Annotated in this window: 20 protein-coding genes and 1 other RNA gene; 9 read left to right on the plus strand and 12 right to left on the minus strand. The window is 60.5% G+C overall.

Going from position 1 to position 15,390, the window contains the following annotated elements; genetic code table 11:
* The first annotated feature begins 13 nt into the window (after positions 1 to 13).
* The 3 genes from pyk to ftsH are packed head-to-tail and all read left to right on the plus strand — an operon-like array spanning position 14 to position 4,686.
* Positions 14 to 1,465: a pyruvate kinase gene (gene pyk / locus DXY33_RS09675; RefSeq protein ID WP_115132683.1), complete on the plus strand. Its 1,452-nt coding sequence runs from the start codon at positions 14 to 16 to the stop codon at positions 1,463 to 1,465.
* Between the two features lie 14 nt (positions 1,466 to 1,479).
* The gene (locus DXY33_RS09680; RefSeq protein ID WP_115132684.1) at positions 1,480 to 2,709 is read left to right on the plus strand and encodes an ABC transporter permease; all 1,230 of its coding nucleotides are present in this window, start codon (positions 1,480 to 1,482) and stop codon (positions 2,707 to 2,709) included.
* Positions 2,710 to 2,766: 57 nt separating this feature from the next.
* On the plus strand, positions 2,767 to 4,686 hold the full coding sequence (gene ftsH, locus DXY33_RS09685; RefSeq protein WP_115132685.1) for an ATP-dependent zinc metalloprotease FtsH: 1,920 nt from the start codon (positions 2,767 to 2,769) through the stop codon (positions 4,684 to 4,686).
* A gap of 50 nt (positions 4,687 to 4,736) precedes the next feature.
* On the opposite strand, the gene DXY33_RS09690 is transcribed toward ftsH, so the two are convergent.
* Together DXY33_RS09690 and clpP are read right to left on the minus strand one after the other, a co-directional pair.
* Positions 4,737 to 4,892, minus strand: coding sequence for a DUF2256 domain-containing protein (locus tag DXY33_RS09690; protein ID WP_114989259.1), 156 nt, complete (start codon positions 4,890 to 4,892; stop codon positions 4,737 to 4,739).
* Complete coding sequence (clpP, locus tag DXY33_RS09695; protein ID WP_114989260.1) at positions 4,889 to 5,482, minus strand: ATP-dependent Clp endopeptidase proteolytic subunit ClpP; 594 nt, start codon at positions 5,480 to 5,482, stop codon at positions 4,889 to 4,891. The genes DXY33_RS09690 and clpP overlap by 4 nt, the downstream gene beginning before the upstream one ends.
* An 81-nt stretch (positions 5,483 to 5,563) precedes the next feature.
* Between clpP and psb29 the strand changes: the two genes are divergently transcribed.
* Positions 5,564 to 6,211, plus strand: coding sequence for a photosystem II biogenesis protein Psp29 (psb29, locus tag DXY33_RS09700; protein ID WP_115132686.1), 648 nt, complete (start codon positions 5,564 to 5,566; stop codon positions 6,209 to 6,211).
* Here psb29 and DXY33_RS09705 read toward each other — a convergent pair.
* The 3 genes from DXY33_RS09705 to petN form a co-directional block, all read right to left on the minus strand.
* A complete protein-coding gene (locus DXY33_RS09705) occupies positions 6,193 to 6,927 on the minus strand; it encodes a hypothetical protein (protein WP_170951011.1) in 735 nt (244 codons plus the stop codon). The two genes, psb29 and DXY33_RS09705, sit on opposite strands and share 19 nt — an antisense overlap.
* Before the next feature lie 132 nt (positions 6,928 to 7,059).
* Positions 7,060 to 7,446 (minus strand): hypothetical protein, encoded by a 387-nt coding sequence (locus DXY33_RS09710; RefSeq protein WP_115132688.1) that lies wholly within the window; start codon positions 7,444 to 7,446, stop codon positions 7,060 to 7,062.
* 214 nt (positions 7,447 to 7,660) lie between these two features.
* Positions 7,661 to 7,762 carry a cytochrome b6-f complex subunit PetN gene (gene petN, locus DXY33_RS09715; protein WP_011364412.1) on the minus strand — a complete coding sequence of 34 codons (102 nt, stop codon included), beginning with the start codon at positions 7,760 to 7,762 and terminating at the stop codon, positions 7,661 to 7,663.
* 72 nt (positions 7,763 to 7,834) lie between these two features.
* On the opposite strand from petN, the gene clpS reads away from it, so the two are divergent.
* Positions 7,835 to 8,131, plus strand: coding sequence for an ATP-dependent Clp protease adapter ClpS (gene clpS, locus DXY33_RS09720; protein WP_115132689.1), 297 nt, complete (start codon positions 7,835 to 7,837; stop codon positions 8,129 to 8,131).
* A gap of 1 nt (position 8,132) precedes the next feature.
* Here clpS and DXY33_RS09725 read toward each other — a convergent pair whose 3' ends face one another.
* Positions 8,133 to 8,360: a hypothetical protein gene (locus tag DXY33_RS09725; RefSeq protein ID WP_115132690.1), complete on the minus strand. Its 228-nt coding sequence runs from the start codon at positions 8,358 to 8,360 to the stop codon at positions 8,133 to 8,135.
* Positions 8,361 to 8,434: 74 nt separating this feature from the next.
* On the opposite strand from DXY33_RS09725, the gene DXY33_RS09730 reads away from it, so the two are divergent.
* Complete coding sequence (locus tag DXY33_RS09730) at positions 8,435 to 8,710, plus strand: DUF2103 domain-containing protein (protein WP_006851066.1); 276 nt, start codon at positions 8,435 to 8,437, stop codon at positions 8,708 to 8,710.
* On the opposite strand, the gene DXY33_RS09735 is transcribed toward DXY33_RS09730, so the two are convergent.
* Positions 8,698 to 8,922 (minus strand): hypothetical protein, encoded by a 225-nt coding sequence (locus DXY33_RS09735; protein WP_136975450.1) that lies wholly within the window; start codon positions 8,920 to 8,922, stop codon positions 8,698 to 8,700. The genes DXY33_RS09730 and DXY33_RS09735 overlap by 13 nt on opposite strands.
* Before the next feature lie 184 nt (positions 8,923 to 9,106).
* The gene (locus DXY33_RS12420) at positions 9,107 to 9,259 is read right to left on the minus strand and encodes a hypothetical protein (RefSeq protein ID WP_170951012.1); all 153 of its coding nucleotides are present in this window, start codon (positions 9,257 to 9,259) and stop codon (positions 9,107 to 9,109) included.
* Positions 9,260 to 9,386: 127 nt separating this feature from the next.
* Between DXY33_RS12420 and DXY33_RS09740 the strand changes: the two genes are divergently transcribed.
* Positions 9,387 to 9,599 carry a hypothetical protein gene (locus DXY33_RS09740; RefSeq protein ID WP_115132692.1) on the plus strand — a complete coding sequence of 71 codons (213 nt, stop codon included), beginning with the start codon at positions 9,387 to 9,389 and terminating at the stop codon, positions 9,597 to 9,599.
* 328 nt (positions 9,600 to 9,927) lie between these two features.
* On the opposite strand, the gene ssrS is transcribed toward DXY33_RS09740, so the two are convergent.
* The 3 genes from ssrS to DXY33_RS09755 form a co-directional block, all read right to left on the minus strand.
* Positions 9,928 to 10,111: non-coding RNA, 6S RNA (gene ssrS, locus DXY33_RS09745), on the minus strand.
* Between the two features lie 7 nt (positions 10,112 to 10,118).
* Positions 10,119 to 11,279, minus strand: coding sequence for a 5-(carboxyamino)imidazole ribonucleotide synthase (locus DXY33_RS09750; RefSeq protein WP_115132693.1), 1,161 nt, complete (start codon positions 11,277 to 11,279; stop codon positions 10,119 to 10,121).
* 52 nt (positions 11,280 to 11,331) lie between these two features.
* Entirely contained in the window at positions 11,332 to 12,204 is an 873-nt protein-coding gene (locus tag DXY33_RS09755; protein WP_170951013.1) for a carbohydrate ABC transporter permease, read from the minus strand.
* A gap of 61 nt (positions 12,205 to 12,265) precedes the next feature.
* Between DXY33_RS09755 and aroB the strand changes: the two genes are divergently transcribed.
* Positions 12,266 to 13,381, plus strand: coding sequence for a 3-dehydroquinate synthase (gene aroB / locus DXY33_RS09760; RefSeq protein WP_115132695.1), 1,116 nt, complete (start codon positions 12,266 to 12,268; stop codon positions 13,379 to 13,381).
* Here aroB and DXY33_RS09765 read toward each other — a convergent pair.
* Complete coding sequence (locus DXY33_RS09765; protein WP_244275993.1) at positions 13,353 to 14,525, minus strand: class I SAM-dependent methyltransferase; 1,173 nt, start codon at positions 14,523 to 14,525, stop codon at positions 13,353 to 13,355. The genes aroB and DXY33_RS09765 overlap by 29 nt on opposite strands.
* A gap of 40 nt (positions 14,526 to 14,565) precedes the next feature.
* Here DXY33_RS09765 and DXY33_RS09770 point away from each other — a divergent pair, with 40 nt between their 5' ends.
* Complete coding sequence (locus DXY33_RS09770) at positions 14,566 to 15,375, plus strand: TPM domain-containing protein (protein ID WP_115132697.1); 810 nt, start codon at positions 14,566 to 14,568, stop codon at positions 15,373 to 15,375.
* The last annotated feature ends 15 nt before the right edge of the window (positions 15,376 to 15,390 follow it).

A 15,390-nucleotide genomic window follows, 5' to 3' on the forward strand; every position in this document is an offset into this window, starting at 1 on the left:
TTTCAGCCGCGATATGGGCCAGTTCGACCTGAACCGACGGACCAAGATCGTGGCCACCATCGGCCCTGCCACCGAGAGCCCGGAGCGGATCAAGGAGCTGGTGAAGGCTGGTGCCACCACCTTCAGGCTGAACTTTTCCCACGGGGACCACAGCGAACACGCCGCTCGCATCGCCACGATTCGTCAGGTGTCTGAGGAATTGGGGCAGACCATCGGCATCCTCCAGGACCTTCAGGGCCCGAAGATCCGGCTAGGGCGGTTCGCTGAGGGTCCGATCACCCTGGCCAACGGTGATCCGTTCACACTCACCTCACGGCCGGTGAGCTGCGACAAGACGATCGCAACGGTCACCTACGACAAGCTGGCAGACGAAGTCACCGCAGGAAGCCGGATCCTGCTCGACGACGGCCGCGTTGAGATGAAGGTCGACACCGTCGACAAAGCGCAGCAGACCTTGCATTGCACCGTCACCGTGGGCGGTGTTCTTTCCAACAACAAGGGCGTCAACTTCCCGGACGTTCAGTTGTCCGTTCGCGCCCTCACGGACAAGGACAAGACCGACTTGGCCTTTGGCCTCAGCCAGGGGGTGGACTGGGTGGCCCTCAGCTTCGTGCGCAATCCCTCCGACATGGAGGAGATTCGCGGACTGATCCGCGAACAGGGCCACGAGACCCCTGTGGTGGCGAAGATCGAAAAGTTCGAGGCCATCGATCAGATCGATTCGATCCTGCCGCTCTGTGACGGCGTGATGGTGGCCCGCGGTGACCTTGGTGTGGAGATGCCGGCCGAGGAAGTGCCGTTGCTGCAGAAGGAACTGATCCGCAAGGCCAACAGCCTGGGCATCCCGATCATCACGGCCACCCAGATGCTGGATTCCATGGCCTCCAGCCCCCGGCCCACACGAGCCGAAGTCAGCGACGTGGCCAACGCCATCCTTGATGGAACAGACGCTGTGATGCTCTCCAACGAGACCGCGGTGGGGGATTTCCCAGTGGAGGCCGTTCAAACCATGGCCACCATTGCCCGACGGATCGAGAAGGACTACCCCCAACGCTCGATCGACAGCCACCTGCCCAGCACCATTCCCAACGCCTTGAGCGGTGCGGTCAGCACCATCGCCAGCCAGCTCAATGCTTCCGCGATTCTTCCCCTCACCCGAAGTGGGGCCACAGCTCGCAACGTGAGCAAGTTCCGGCCTGCGGCACCGATCCTTGCCATCACTCCTGATCGCACGGTTGCCTGTCGTCTGCAACTGGTGTGGGGCGTGACACCGCTGGTGATTCCCCAGGGCGAACGCACCACGCAGACCTTCCAGGCGGCGATGGTCAAAGCCAAGGAGCTCGATCTTCTGAAGGAGGGTGATCTCGTGGTGCAATCCGCAGGCACGCATACCGGCGTTTCCGGATCCACAGATCTGGTCAAGGTGAGCATCGTCGGCAACGATGCTGAAGCGACACTGATCTGAGCGACGCCCACACCATGAACCGGCGCATGCCCGCAACGGAAACGGTGCGGATGGCCCTGTCCACCCTGCGCAGCAACCGCCTGCGCAGCCTGCTCACGATGGTGGGCATCGTAATCGGCAACGCCTCGGTGATCACCCTTGTTGGGGTTGGACGGGGAGCGCAATTGCTGGCTGAAGGCCAGTTGAACAACCTCGGAGCCAATGTGCTGTTTGTGGTTCCGGGCAACACAAACGCCAGACGCCAAGGGGTTACGCGACCGAAAACGCTCGTGCTGGACGATGCCGAAGCCATCGCCACCCAGGTTCCCAGCGTCAAGCGCGTGGCGCCCGTGATCAACACCAATCAGGTGGTGCAGGCCGGAGCCCGCAGCTCCACGGGTGCGGTCTTCGGCGCGACATCGGAGTTCCCCCCTGTGCGCGGATTCGATGTGGCCAAGGGCCGTTTCATCAACGCCAAGGACGTGGCCGGTGCGAAAGCCATCGCCGTGCTCGGCTCGGATCTACGCACCAAGTTGTTTCCCACTGGCTCAGCGATTGGCCAGCAGGTGCGCATCGGCAATCAAAGCTTTGAGGTGGTCGGTGTGATGGCCCCCAAAGGGGCCGTGTTCGGCAGCAACCAGGACGAAAACACATATATCCCCATCACCACGATGGTGAACCGGATCACCGGTCGGGATCCGATTTATGGCGTCAGCCTCAACTCCATCAGTGTTGAAGCCAGGGATGAAAACAGCATCAACGCAGCCAGCTTTCAGATCAACAACCTGCTGAGGCAGCGGCACCGGATTCTCCGAGACGACGATTTCGTGGTGCGATCCCAGAAGGACGCTCTCACCATCGTGGGCACCATCACCGGAGGACTCACCCTGATGCTCGGGGCCATTGGTGGGATCTCCCTGCTGGTGGGAGGCATCGGCATCATGAACATCATGTTGGTGTCCGTCAGCGAACGCACCGAGGAAATCGGTCTGCGCAAAGCCCTGGGGGCCCGCAGCGGTGATGTTCTGCAGCAGTTTCTGGTGGAATCCCTGGTACTTGCCAGCCTTGGCGGCGCCATCGGCACGCTGGCGGGTCTTGGAACAGTGAGCCTCGTGGCGGCGGTCACGCCCCTGCCAGCAACGATCGGCGCAACGATGGTGGTGGTCACCGTTGGACTCTCAGGATCCATCGGGCTGTTCTTCGGAGTTGTTCCAGCCCGACGCGCCGCAAAGCTCGACCCGATTGTTGCACTGAGAAGCCTTTGATCAGGCCTCAGAAATCAGTCCAACTCCTTTACACTAGTTAACGAATTTCTTCAGCTCATGAATCAGCGCTGGCGCCTTCTTGCCCTCTGGCTGTTGCCAATCGGCGTCGTGTTGCTGATCGGCTGGCAGGTGGTGAGCAACGGAGGCATCAACGGCCTTAGCCAGGACAGCAATGGCACCACCGTCGCTCCCCGCAATGCTGCGGTGGCAAGGATGAGCTACGGCCGCTTCCTCGATTACGTCGAGGCCGGTCGCGTGACAGCCGTTGATATTTACGACGGTGGCCGCAACGCTGTGATCGAAGCCGTCGATCCCGACCTCGACAACCGCGTTCAACGCCTGCGCGTTGACCTTCCTGGTCTGGCCCCTGAGCTGATCAACACACTGAAGACCGAAGGCATCAGCTTTGATATTCATCCGCCCCGCACAGCACCTCCGGCCCTCGGCGTGCTGGGCAATCTGGCCTTTCCGCTGCTGCTGATCGGTGCCCTGATCTTCCTGGCCCGCCGCAACAGCAACATGCCTGGCGGCCCTGGCCAGGCCATGCAATTCGGCAAGAGTAAAGCCCGCTTCATGATGGAAGCGGAGACCGGTGTCATGTTCGATGACGTGGCCGGCGTCACCGAGGCCAAGCAGGAACTCCAGGAAGTGGTCACCTTCCTGAAACAGCCCGAGCGATTCACCTCAGTGGGTGCTCAGATTCCCCGCGGCCTTCTGCTGGTCGGCCCTCCCGGCACCGGCAAAACCCTTCTGGCCAAGGCCATTGCCGGTGAAGCGGGCGTTCCCTTCTTCTCCCTTTCTGGGTCTGAGTTCGTTGAGATGTTCGTTGGCGTGGGTGCCAGCCGCGTCCGCGATCTGTTCAAGAAGGCCAAGGAAAACAGCCCTTGCTTGATCTTCATCGACGAAATTGATGCCGTCGGCCGCCAGCGCGGTGCCGGCATCGGTGGAGGCAACGACGAACGCGAACAGACGCTTAACCAGCTCCTGACGGAGATGGATGGCTTCGAAGGCAACAGCGGCATCATCATCATTGCCGCCACCAACCGCCCCGACGTTCTGGACTCAGCTCTGATGCGTCCCGGCCGTTTTGACCGTCAGGTCACCGTGGACGCCCCCGACATCAAGGGTCGCCTGGCCATCCTCGATGTGCACTGCCGCAACAAGAAGCTCGAAGAGGAGCTGTCCCTCGAAAGTATCGCCCGCCGCACCCCTGGCTTCACTGGTGCAGACCTGGCCAACCTGATGAACGAGGCGGCCATCCTCACCGCCCGCCGCCGCAAGGAAGCCATCGGCTTGAGCGAGATCGACGACGCTGTGGATCGGATCATCGCCGGTATGGAGGGTCGTCCCCTCACAGACGGTCGCAGCAAGCGTCTGATCGCTTATCACGAAGTCGGTCATGCCCTGATCGGCACATTGGTCAAAGACCACGACCCTGTTCAGAAGGTCACCTTGATTCCCCGTGGCCAGGCCCAGGGCCTGACCTGGTTCTCCCCGGATGAGGAGCAAACCCTGGTCACCCGTGCCCAGCTCAAGGCACGCATCATGGGAGCCCTTGGTGGTCGTGCCGCAGAGGACGTGGTGTTCGGACACCAGGAAGTTACCACCGGAGCCGGTGGCGACATTCAGCAGGTGGCGTCGATGGCCCGCAACATGGTGACCCGACTCGGCATGAGTGATCTCGGCCCTGTTGCCCTCGAGGGCGGCAGTCAGGAAGTGTTCCTGGGGCGCGACCTGATGTCACGCAGTGACGTGTCGGAATCGATCTCCCAACAGATCGATGTTCAAGTGCGCAACATGGTGAAGCGCTGTTATGACGAGACTGTGGAGATCGTGGCTGCCAACCGCGAAGCCATGGATCGCCTGGTGGAACTGCTGATCGACAAGGAAACCATGGATGGTGATGAGTTCAAGGCTGTTCTGGCTGAATTCACCGCTGTTCCAGAGAAAGACCGCACCGTCGTCACCCTCGACTGATTCTGGGTCCAGCAATAAAAAGCCCCCGCCTTATTCAGACGGGGGCTTTTTTATGGATTGGATTTGTTCTTGCGTCGTCGACAACGTTCGGAGCAGTACACAACTTCATCCCAGCAATTTCTCCAGGCTTTGCGCCACTCAAAGGGGCGCTCGCAGACCGGACAGATCTTGCTGGGACGGTTGTTTTTAGAACTTCCCTTCTTCAAGCAACAGCCTGAACGGGACGCTTGTCGATCACCGAATCAATCAAGCCGTAGTTCACCGCTTCGGTGGGTGACATGAAAAAGTCACGGTCGGTGTCCTGCTGGATCCGATCAAGGGGTTGGCCGGTGCGATCGGACAGTTCCTTGTTGAGGCGATCCTTGAGGAAAAGGATTTCGTCCGCCTGAATGCGGATGTCGCTGGCTTGGCCCTGGGCACCACCCAACGGCTGGTGAATCATGATCCGGGAGTGCTGCAGGCTGCTCCGCTTGCCCTTGGTGCCGGCACAGAGCAGGAAAGCTCCCATGCTTGCAGCGAGGCCGACACACACAGTGTGCACATCCGGTTTGATGTGCTGCATCGTGTCGAAGATGCCGAGGCCGTCGTAAACCGAACCGCCGGGAGAGTTGATGTAGAGGTAGATATCTTTCTCGGGATCCTCAGCTTCGAGGAACAACATCTGGGCCACGATCCGGTTGGCGGAGTCACTGGTGACAGCCTCACCAAGGAAGATGATTCGCTCGCGCAGAAGCCGGGAATAAATGTCAAAGGCCCTTTCTCCCCGGCCGGACTCCTCAATCACAATGGGGATCATCTGAGCATCAGCAGGGTCGAGCAATCCTAACGGCGATGTCTGCGGCGCTAAGGTTCCGGCCATTCATTCCTGGACTGCACGTTGGCCGCAAGTCAGACCATCGCCGACAGCAAACGCGCGTTTCATCAGGCCTTTCCCCACGTCATTGCGCCGCTGTACCGCCGCCTTGCTGATGAGCTGCTGGTGGAGCTGCATCTGCTGAGCCATCAAAGTCGTTTTGAAGCCAACGGGCTGTTCAGCGTTGGGCTCTGCACAGTGTTCGACACCTTCACCAAGGGCTATCGGCCTGAAGCGCAAACCGAGGCACTGTTCAGTGCCCTGTGCAGCAGCAATGGCTTCGACGCAGCGAAGCTGCGCAAAACCAACGCCTCTCTGGTGGACCAGGCCAAAGGGAAGGATCTCGAAAGCCTCAAAAGCTTGCTGTCATCCCACAGCCTCAACGAGGGCAGCCACTACTCCCGTTTGATGGCCGTTGGACTGATGAGCCTGCTCAAGGCGGCGACAGCGGATGCCACCGGTACGGACACCGAGGCCATCGTCAAACAGAGCAAGGAACTTGCTGAGGGACTCGGTTTGCCCACCGATCGCGTTGAGAAGGATCTAACGCTGTTTGGCTCCAACAGTGAACGGATGGATCAGGCCGTTGAACTGGTGGAAGAGACCATCGCTGCCGAGAAGCGCAAGAAGGAACGTCGCTTGGAAGAGCAGGCTCAACGCAAGTCCAGCTGAAGCCGAAGCCATCCGGGCTGTTGCTGCTTCGGCAGTGCCGTCATCTCAAGCTCCAGTTGAGGTGCCTTGCCAACCACCCGCGGCCAGCCCGGTCCGTGCCACCCCAACCGAGCCAATTGATCCGGTCGTGCACGAAGGCGAAGCTGCTGTTGGCCCATCCGTTTCAGCGGATTGCTGCGGAGGTTCGGGGCATCCCCCAGGGCCAGCAGCAACTCCACCTGACCTCGGAGTGCAGGACCCAGTGACCAACCACCTTGCGGATGACCCTGGGGATTCAACCAAACAACGTCCCCATGGTTTGAGGGCAGACCATCGGGAGACAACAGGGGACGTTCAACCCGTTGAAACCCGCGCTTCAACAAGGCGGTGGCAACGGCATCAAGACTTCGCTTGGTCATGTCGATTTCACCAGCAGCCAGCATCAACCTGGCTTGATTCGCAGCCTGGAAACGAACACCCTCCAGCGCATCCAACCGCACAAGGACAGGTGCCTTGAGCAGAACGTCGCGCAACTGCTTCGGCAATCCGTAGCGGCTGTCGAGTTGTTGGGCGAACAGTGAATTGTTTAACAAGGATCCCAGCAGCGGCTGCAGGGAAACGCTGTTGAGCTCCAGGTAAGCCGACGGCGGATCGAAGCGAACGAAATTGGCTTGGCGTTCCGGGTGGTGAACCTGCAGGGCCGCGAAAGGGCTGGAGGCCACAGGCCCTTCAGCCATCAGACGTTCGCCGCGGAGCGCAACACGCAGACAGCCATGCGACACGCTCGCCAAGGCGGGAAAAAGGGAACCGCTGATCGAAGCCAAGCCTGAGGGTTGCCACTGAACGGCCGATCCGCTGGTCAGCAGCCGTCAGCAGCGCTGTTCCAGAGCCGAGGGCTCCCGTCGCTTCAGCGACGGAAGTTGATCAAAACTACTGCGGTGCAGTTCATCAGCGAACAGCAGATCCAGAGCAGACGAATGCGGTGCGGACGGAAGAGCCAGAAGGGGTTCACCGTCGTCCAGCCAGATCAGCCACCAGGTGCCGCGACCATGACGGGCCCAGCGATCAGGAGCTTTCGAAGCACCAAGCCGCTGCTGCCAGAGCTTCGGCACCGGTGCTGCGGGGTCCACCTCAAAACTCTGAACCAACCGTGCCCGCCGACTGATCTCAAACAGCTCTGCTGTTCCACGGCGATTCAGGGAAGGCGTCTTCAGGCTGGAGGTGCCCAGCAGCAGGGCGGGTAAAAAAAAGCACAACCCCAGGAGAAGGGCTGTGCAGGGGTGAAGTCCAAGTTGACGTCGGACGGACGGAATCAGGAGGATGACTTGGTTGAACCTTGACGGCGTCGACGGTCTCTCCATTCGATCGTTGAGAGATAGATCACAGCAACGCTGACGAAGACAAGAAGCACAGCTGCCGTGACCGCCAGGGTCTGGCTGAGAAGGGGTGCGTCTTGAAGCACAGATTCGATCAGAAGTTCAGGGTGCCGTCACCATTGCGTCCCCAGACGACCATGGCGATGGAGAAACTGAACATGGCGGCCAAGGACGCCCAACCCAGAGTGAACAACATGCGCTTGACCACTTGACTGTCGGGATCCTACCTAGGGTTCGACACCTTTTCGTCCGCCCGAAGGCATCTGTCATGACCAGCTCCAGCCCAGGTTCATCAGCAGTGCTGGAGCGTCAGGGAACAACACAGCGCTACCCCCAGGCTCGCGTGATCGTTCTGGACGACGATGTGAACACGTTCCAGCACGTGGTGGATTGCCTGCGCAAGATCATTCCCGGCATGAGTGAGGACAAGGCCTGGAACCTCGCCAACAGGATTGATGGGCAGGGTGCGGCTGAAGTTTGGTGCGGCCCCCTGGAGCAGGCCGAGCTGTACCACCAGCAGCTTCAGGCCGAGGGCTTAACGATGGCCCCTCTGGAACGCTGCTGAGTCAGGCCGCCGGCTTACGGCTGGCTTTGGTGAGGCGCAGCAGATCAGCCACCTGCAAACGCTGCCGCTGCTCGTCCATCACGAAACGCACCACACGGCCAGGGCACAAGGCCAAGCCCCGAACCTCCGTTCCGTGCACCTCAGCGGTGAGCATGCGGGCCTGGGGGCCGCAGGCGTCCTGCAGCGGTCCGCTGATCACGTGGCGGAGAGCGTCTACTGATTTCAGCATCACAGCCCCGGAGCGCTCTCTCTGGCATAGCCAAAGTGGCTAACTTTCACCAGTTCTCGGGTTTTCGTTCAGCTTTGGGCCGGGTCGTCATTACCCACAGCACCTATGTGGACGGCTTGATCCCATGGCTGAAGGCCCTATCCCACGAGACGGAGATCCAAACGATCACCCCTGCCGTGATCAGCCGGGTGCGTGGCCGCAGTCCTGAACTGCAGCTGAGGGTGTCCACCCCGATCACAGGGGGATACAAGCTGGTGGCTCGCAAGGGGACATCCGCCCAGGAAGTCTTTGTGGTGACGTCGATGAGTCGGCCAGACCTGGAACAGGCCGTCCTGCATCACCGCCCCTGAAGGGGTTGGCCTGACTCGAACCCGGCAGCACGACAGGCCTCAGGATGACCATCGGCAACGCTGGGATCTCGGGCACAGAGTTCAGCCCAATCGGATCGGCGGAAACATTGGGGAAGGATGGCCCGGCATGCGACTTCAGCGTCATCCGGCAAAAAGGTGACAGCGTCAGCGGCGGGGTTGCCGAAACAACCCACAAGCAGTGCGCTTGCCACCAGGCCGAAAACAGATGCGAAGAAAGAAACCAGCACGGAAGGATGAACAGTGAAGCGATGCGGAAAAGTGATTCTCAACAACACCGACAGCCAACCAACTCAATGGGAGAACGAAATGGGTTCCCTCAATCCATGCACATTGACATCAAGAAGTTGCATCAACAAGCGACATCAACCAACGGCATCAATCCTTGGAGTCAGATGCAGGAATCTTGAATTCCATGAACAGCGCTTCCGCATCAGCATAATCTTTCTTTTCGCGCAAATAAAAGACCTGAGCTTTCCACCAATCCCAGGTTTCCATTTGGATCAATTCGTCCAGGCGTGGATCACGCATCTCAGCACTGCAACCAAACAAACGCTAAGGACAGGAAAAGCGCTGACAAGCTTTGTTCACACTGCCGTAAGCATCATCGACTACACAACAGCACAGGGGTAGCCTTAAAGGATGCAGCGATCGATCCATGCCCCTCGAAATTGCCGTCAAACAAGGGCAACAAACGATGGAGAGCATGGGCAGTTTCGACGACCTCGAAGACGCTTTGACCGAATTCAACGAATTGATCAACCGTCGAAACTGGCATCAGAGCGTGACCACCATCTCGCTGACCGACACCGATAAAAACAAATGCCTCGCCCAGTACGCGCTACAGGAGTTCAACCACTCCGAAAACTAGCTCCACCAAAAATCTCCACTCCAACCCAGACGAACGTATCTAGAGTGCAATAAAAGCAAAATTTCAGCATGAATGGAAAACTACTGGTAATCGGCATCGGCTCATTCTTTCTTCTGTTTTTTGTGGTCGAGTCTTGGCTGATTAGGGGCCTGCCCCACTAATAAAACTGAAACCTTTTGAAGCAGAACCTAGAGAGAAGGTAAAAGGTCATCCGGTAAACCAGGCCCAAAAAACAAACTTTTTGAATATTGACGCAGAAACTTGGAGCTATTGATTGTGTGATGGCTTGGCGAAGTCCAAGGCACCCACCACATTCATCAAGCGAAGGGGGTGAACCGCCATGCCGTGCGAGCCCCAGTGGTCGACCTGGAAGAACCAGAAGGGGCGACAAAGTGGGGTTTCGTTTCCGGCTGCATGGCCGGTCTACGTCACCGTCACGACAGTCTCCCCAAGTCGAAAGAGAGTCAGATCAGAGCACTAGAAAAAGGCCGTCACCAACACAGCAGTTCGCTACCAACCCTAGTCCTGACTCTCGCTCTCGAGGGGCCAGATCCGGCGAATGGCGGCAAGTGCTGACTCAGCCTCATCGCGCCGCTTGAGGAGCGTGTCACCCTCAAGCAGCAGCGTCACGTGCCCCAACTTGCGGCCCGGTGTTTCCGGTGACTTGCCGTACCAGTGCAGGTGAAGCCCCGGCACGGCCTCCAGGGCCTCAAGCCGCTGATCCAAAGGAGGATGACGCTCAGGGTCGAGGCCAAGCAGGTTGACCATCAAGGCACCACGGCTTTTGAGCTCGGGATCAGGCACGGGAAGACCAGCCGCGATGCAGAGCTGCTGATCGAACTGACTGCTGGTGCAGGCCTCGATCGAGAAATGCCCGGAATTGTGGGTGCGTGGAGCAATTTCATTCACCTGCAGGCCAGCGGGCCCATAGAAAAACTCCAGAGCCAGCACCCCCACATAGCCGAGCTTCGTCATCAGAGAGGCCGCCACGTTGTAAGCCAGCGCAGCCACCGAAGGATCCACGGGAGCAGGGGCCAGAACCCAGTCACAGACTTGTTGATGTTGGTGGGTTTGCACCAGCGGAAAATGGCGAATGCGGCCGCGCTGATCGCGGCTGACCACGAGAGCCAACTCCAGCTCGTAGTCCACCCAGGATTCCAACAGCCAGTCGTCGGCAGGAACCGCCCGCAACAACTGCGCCAGGCCATCGATATCGCGCAACACCACCGTGCCCTTGCCGTCGTAACCACCACGGGAGGCCTTGGCCATGACAGGGAAGGTCCAGCCCTGAGGAAGCGCGGGCTGGGCCGGTGAAATCAAACTCAGCGGACACCAGGGCGGGCTCGGGATCGCCAGGTCGTCGAGCAGCTGGCGCTGGGACAACTTGTCGACCAGGGGCGAAAGCGCAGCCAGCGATGGCTGGAAACGAACCCCCTGCTGCTCCAGCGGCAGAAGGGCATCGATATTGACCCACTCGTTCTCGAAGGTGATGCCGTCACAACCCACCACCAGCTCCCGGGTTCCTGCCACATCCCGGGGATCCGCTGCCACGAGGCGCGAGGCCAAACCAGCCGCGGGATCAGCTGCATCGGACGTTTGAACAGCGATGGGAACATCGCGTTGCGCGGCGGCCTGCACAAGCATCCGTGCCAGCTGACCACCTCCCACAACGCCGATCATCGTGTCCGAGCTGATGTCCGCAGCTTGCCACTTTGCAGGGTCGCTGACAGCGTCAGATCAGGGGGCGATCGCCGGCAAAGGCCAACCGGATCATGGTGAACAGGAACACCAACAGGAACAGCGCCAGGCCCAGGGTGCAGGCGTAGCTGATCTCCAATTCGGCAAAGGCCTGGTCGTACATGTAATAAACGATGGTTCGCGTGGCATCCGCAGGACCTCCCTGGGTCATCAGGAACACTTCCTCGAACACCTTCGTGGCCGCGATCGACGACACCACAGCGACGAGGGTCACGTAGGGACTCATCAAGGGCAGGGTGATGTCGAGATGCTTTCTCCAGCCCTCACTGCCATCCAGCTCCGCTGCCTCGTAGAGCTCCTGGGGAATGCCCTGCAAACCCGCCAGAAAAATCACCATGTAATAACCAAGTCCCTTCCAGAGGGTCACCAACATCACGGCGGGCAGGGCCAGCTGCGGTGTGGTGAGGAAACCAATCGGGCTGAAGGCATCACCGAGCAGGGCACTCAACCATCCATTGATCAGTCCGTTCTCGGCATAGAGCCAGCGAAAGGCGATGGCTGCAACAACGATCGACACCAGCACCGGCGTGTAAAAAGCGCCCCGCAAAAAAGACCGACCGGGCAGCCCCTGGTTGACCAGCACCGCCAGCGCCAGCGCCCCCAGAACGATGGGAGGCACCACGCCAACCAGATAAAGGAAGGTGGTGACCAGCACCTGACGCGCCATCGGATCCGACAGCAGGCGCTCCAGGTTGGCCAAACCGACAAAACGCAGGGGTTCACTGACGTCCAGCCCCGTGGCGGTGAAACTCATCACCAGAGCCATCAGGGCCGGCACCAGCACCGACAAACTGATCAGCACCACAGCCGGCAACAGGAACGCCCAGGCCGAAAGGGAGTTGCGCACTGATCTTTCGCGCACAGGACCAGCGACACTGTTGCGAGAGTAGGTGGGTTCCAACGGTTTCATGACCACAATCACCCCGTTGCATCACATCCGCGTTGCGCTGGAGCGCAACCCCTACGACGTGGTGATTGGAGACGGCGGCCTGGCCAGACTTGGTCAGCAGATGCTGGACGCTGGAGTGCAGGCGGGTCGGCGTGTGCTGGTGGTCAGCAATCCGGATGTCGCCGGCCCCTACGGCGATGCCTGCCTGAACAGTCTCAGAGCGGCAGGTTTCAACGTGGAGCTGTTGGTGATTGACGCCGGCGAAACCCAGAAGACACCCGCCACGGTGGCGGAGATCCACGATGCGGCTTACAACGCCAAGCTCGAGCGCAGCTCCTTGATGGTGGCCCTCGGCGGCGGCGTTGTGGGGGACATGACCGGCTTTGCGGCAGCCACATGGCTGAGGGGCATCCAGGTGGTGCAGGTGCCCACAACCCTGCTGGCCATGGTGGACGCGTCGATCGGTGGCAAGACCGGGGTCAACCATCCCCGCGGCAAAAACCTGATCGGCGCCTTTCACCAGCCGCGGCTGGTGTTGATCGATCCCTCCACCCTGAACAGCCTGCCCGAACGAGAGTTCCGGGCCGGCATGGCTGAGGTGATCAAATACGGAATCCTCGGTGACACGGCGCTGTTCGAGGAACTGGAGGCCTGCCCCGACCCGAGCACGCCCGCTGGGCTTGGATCGAAACGCCTGAGCTCGATCCTGCAGCGATCGGCCGCGGCCAAGGCCCGGGTGGTGGCCGCCGATGAAAAGGAAGGAGGCTTGCGAGCGATCCTCAACTACGGCCATACCTTCGGCCATGTGGTGGAGACCCTCTGCGGCTATGGCACCTGGCTGCATGGCGAGGCGGTTGCCATTGGCATGGTGGCCGTGGGTGAACTCGCCGTGCTGCGGGGCAGCTGGAGTCGCGACGACGCTGAGCGCCAACGCCGACTGATCGACAGCGCTGGACTCCCCACCGCCTGGCCCGATCTCGCCGCTGATGCGGTTCTGGACAGCTTGCAGGGGGACAAAAAGGTGCGCGACGGTCGCCTGCGCTTCGTGATGCCCACCAGCATCGGAACCGTTGAGATTCGCGATGACGTCAGTCGTGACGAGATCCTCAGCTGCCTTGAGCGCCTGAAAGGCTGAAGCCGTCTTCCGGCAACCCGCGCCGGTAGGTGAGCCAGCGGAACGCACCGAGCCCCGCGGGGTCCACCAGGCGAAGCAGGGCTTCACGCCGTTGCAGGGCTTCTGCCAGCTGTTGGCCCGGTAGCTGCTGCAGCCCATGCAGACGCTCTGCAAGCCCCAAGGCCAGCAGGGCCTCGCCCTGCTTCGCCTGATCACCCACCATCCAACCGTTGCGCTGAGCCGCCTCATCCACAAGCTCAATACAGAGATGAGCCGTGAGGTCCTGCTCGCCGGGCTGATCCAAGGGCGACAGGCACGCCTGCTGAGCACAGACAGCCATCAAGGTGCCATCGGAGCGCAGGGCTGTGAAATAACGCTGGGCCTCCAGGGCGTAATCAATCACCAGCAGCACGCCCGCATCCACGGCGGCCGCAGCAGCAGCGAACCAGTCGGGCAGTGCACTGTTCCACTCCGTGGTCCACCCCTCTTCGGCATCGGGGGGCGGCAACTGAATGCCGCCTTGGCTGCACACACGCCTTATCTCCTGGTGCAAACCATCGGGGAGAGGCCGATGCGTCGTTTGCAGCTCACCGTTTTGGTTGAGCTCCACCCACTGCTGCTGGAGGGATCCCTGCCGCCAGATCAAGCGCTCCACCGGGAGGGCATCCAGCAACTCATGGGCGATCACCACCCCATGAACTGGAGCGCTGCCCAACGAGTCCAGGGAACACCAGCGCAGCGGCAAATCATCCGCCTCCTGCAGCAGAGCCTGTTGCCGCCGCCGCATGCCGGGATTGGCCTCCACCAACACCAATTCAATCCGAGCCAACAGCTCTGGATCAGCACCACGCAACGCAGCAACGAGATCCCGGGCCAAATGGCCCTCGCCAGGGCCGATTTCCACGATCGACAGACGTTGACCCGGATCACTTCGGGAGATCGACGTCAGCCAGGCCAGGATCTGAGGAGTCAGAAGGGCTGCGAAATCACTGCCCAGCGAGGGGGAGGTGACGAAATCACCCTGGGCTCCGATGCGTGCGCGGCCTGAGCCGTAATACCCGTGCTCCGGCTCATTCAGAGCCAGATCCATGAACCGCGAAAACGGAACGGCACCCCCCGCCTGATGCAGATGCGTTGTCAACCAGTCGGGACAGGACGCAGCCATCGGTTCCATTGGAGAGAATGCCGGTCGCTGCAGCAGTTCCATGGGAACACATCACATCCGACATCTGTGGAGCCTCGTCGTGGTGGCTCTGGTCAGCCTGGGTGTTCTGGTGACCCCGGCTGAGGCCTACGACAACCCGGAGCTGCTGCCGGATCACCCCACCCCGGTGATCGACCTCGCCAAGGTGTTCAGTGACACCCAGCGAGCCCAGCTCGAAGCATCCCTGGCGGATGTGGAGGAACGCACAGGCTGGAAGATGCGGGTGTTGACCCAGTACGAACGCACACCAGGTCTGGCCATTCGCGAGTTCTGGGGGCTGGATGAAAGCAGCCTGCTGCTGGTGGCCGACCCCCGCGGCGGGAACCTGCTGAACTTCAACGTTGGCGATGCCTACTTCGCGATGATGCCGCGCACTTACTGGGTGGAGCTGCAGACCCGCTACGGCAACCAGTACTACGTGAAGGATCACGGCGAAGACGGAGCCGTGCTGGATGCCCTCAATGCGGTGGAAATCTGTCTGGACCGTGGTGGCTGTCAGGTGGTTCCTGGCCTTCCCCAGGAACAGTGGCTTTGGACGCTGACCACCTCAATCTTTGGAGGCTTGATTGCTGGCTTTGCGGCCTATCCCCGCAAGGAGGGCGAAACCATCGCCTGGGCCTGGTTGCTGCTGCTCTCACCGCTGTGGGTGATGCTGTTCGGCGTCTTCGGCGTTGCCCCTGTAATCACACGCACGTCTGAAGTGATGCCCCTGCTGCGTAATGGAGTCGGCTTCCTGGCGGGAGGCATCGCCGCGTATCTGATCGCCCAGGCCACGGTTGGTCGAAAGCTTCAGAACGACGCCGAAGGCTGAGGAACGTCGACAAAC

The sequence above is a fragment of the Synechococcus sp. N26 genome, assembly GCF_900473975.1.
In the GTDB taxonomy this organism is placed as follows: domain Bacteria; phylum Cyanobacteriota; class Cyanobacteriia; order PCC-6307; family Cyanobiaceae; genus Parasynechococcus.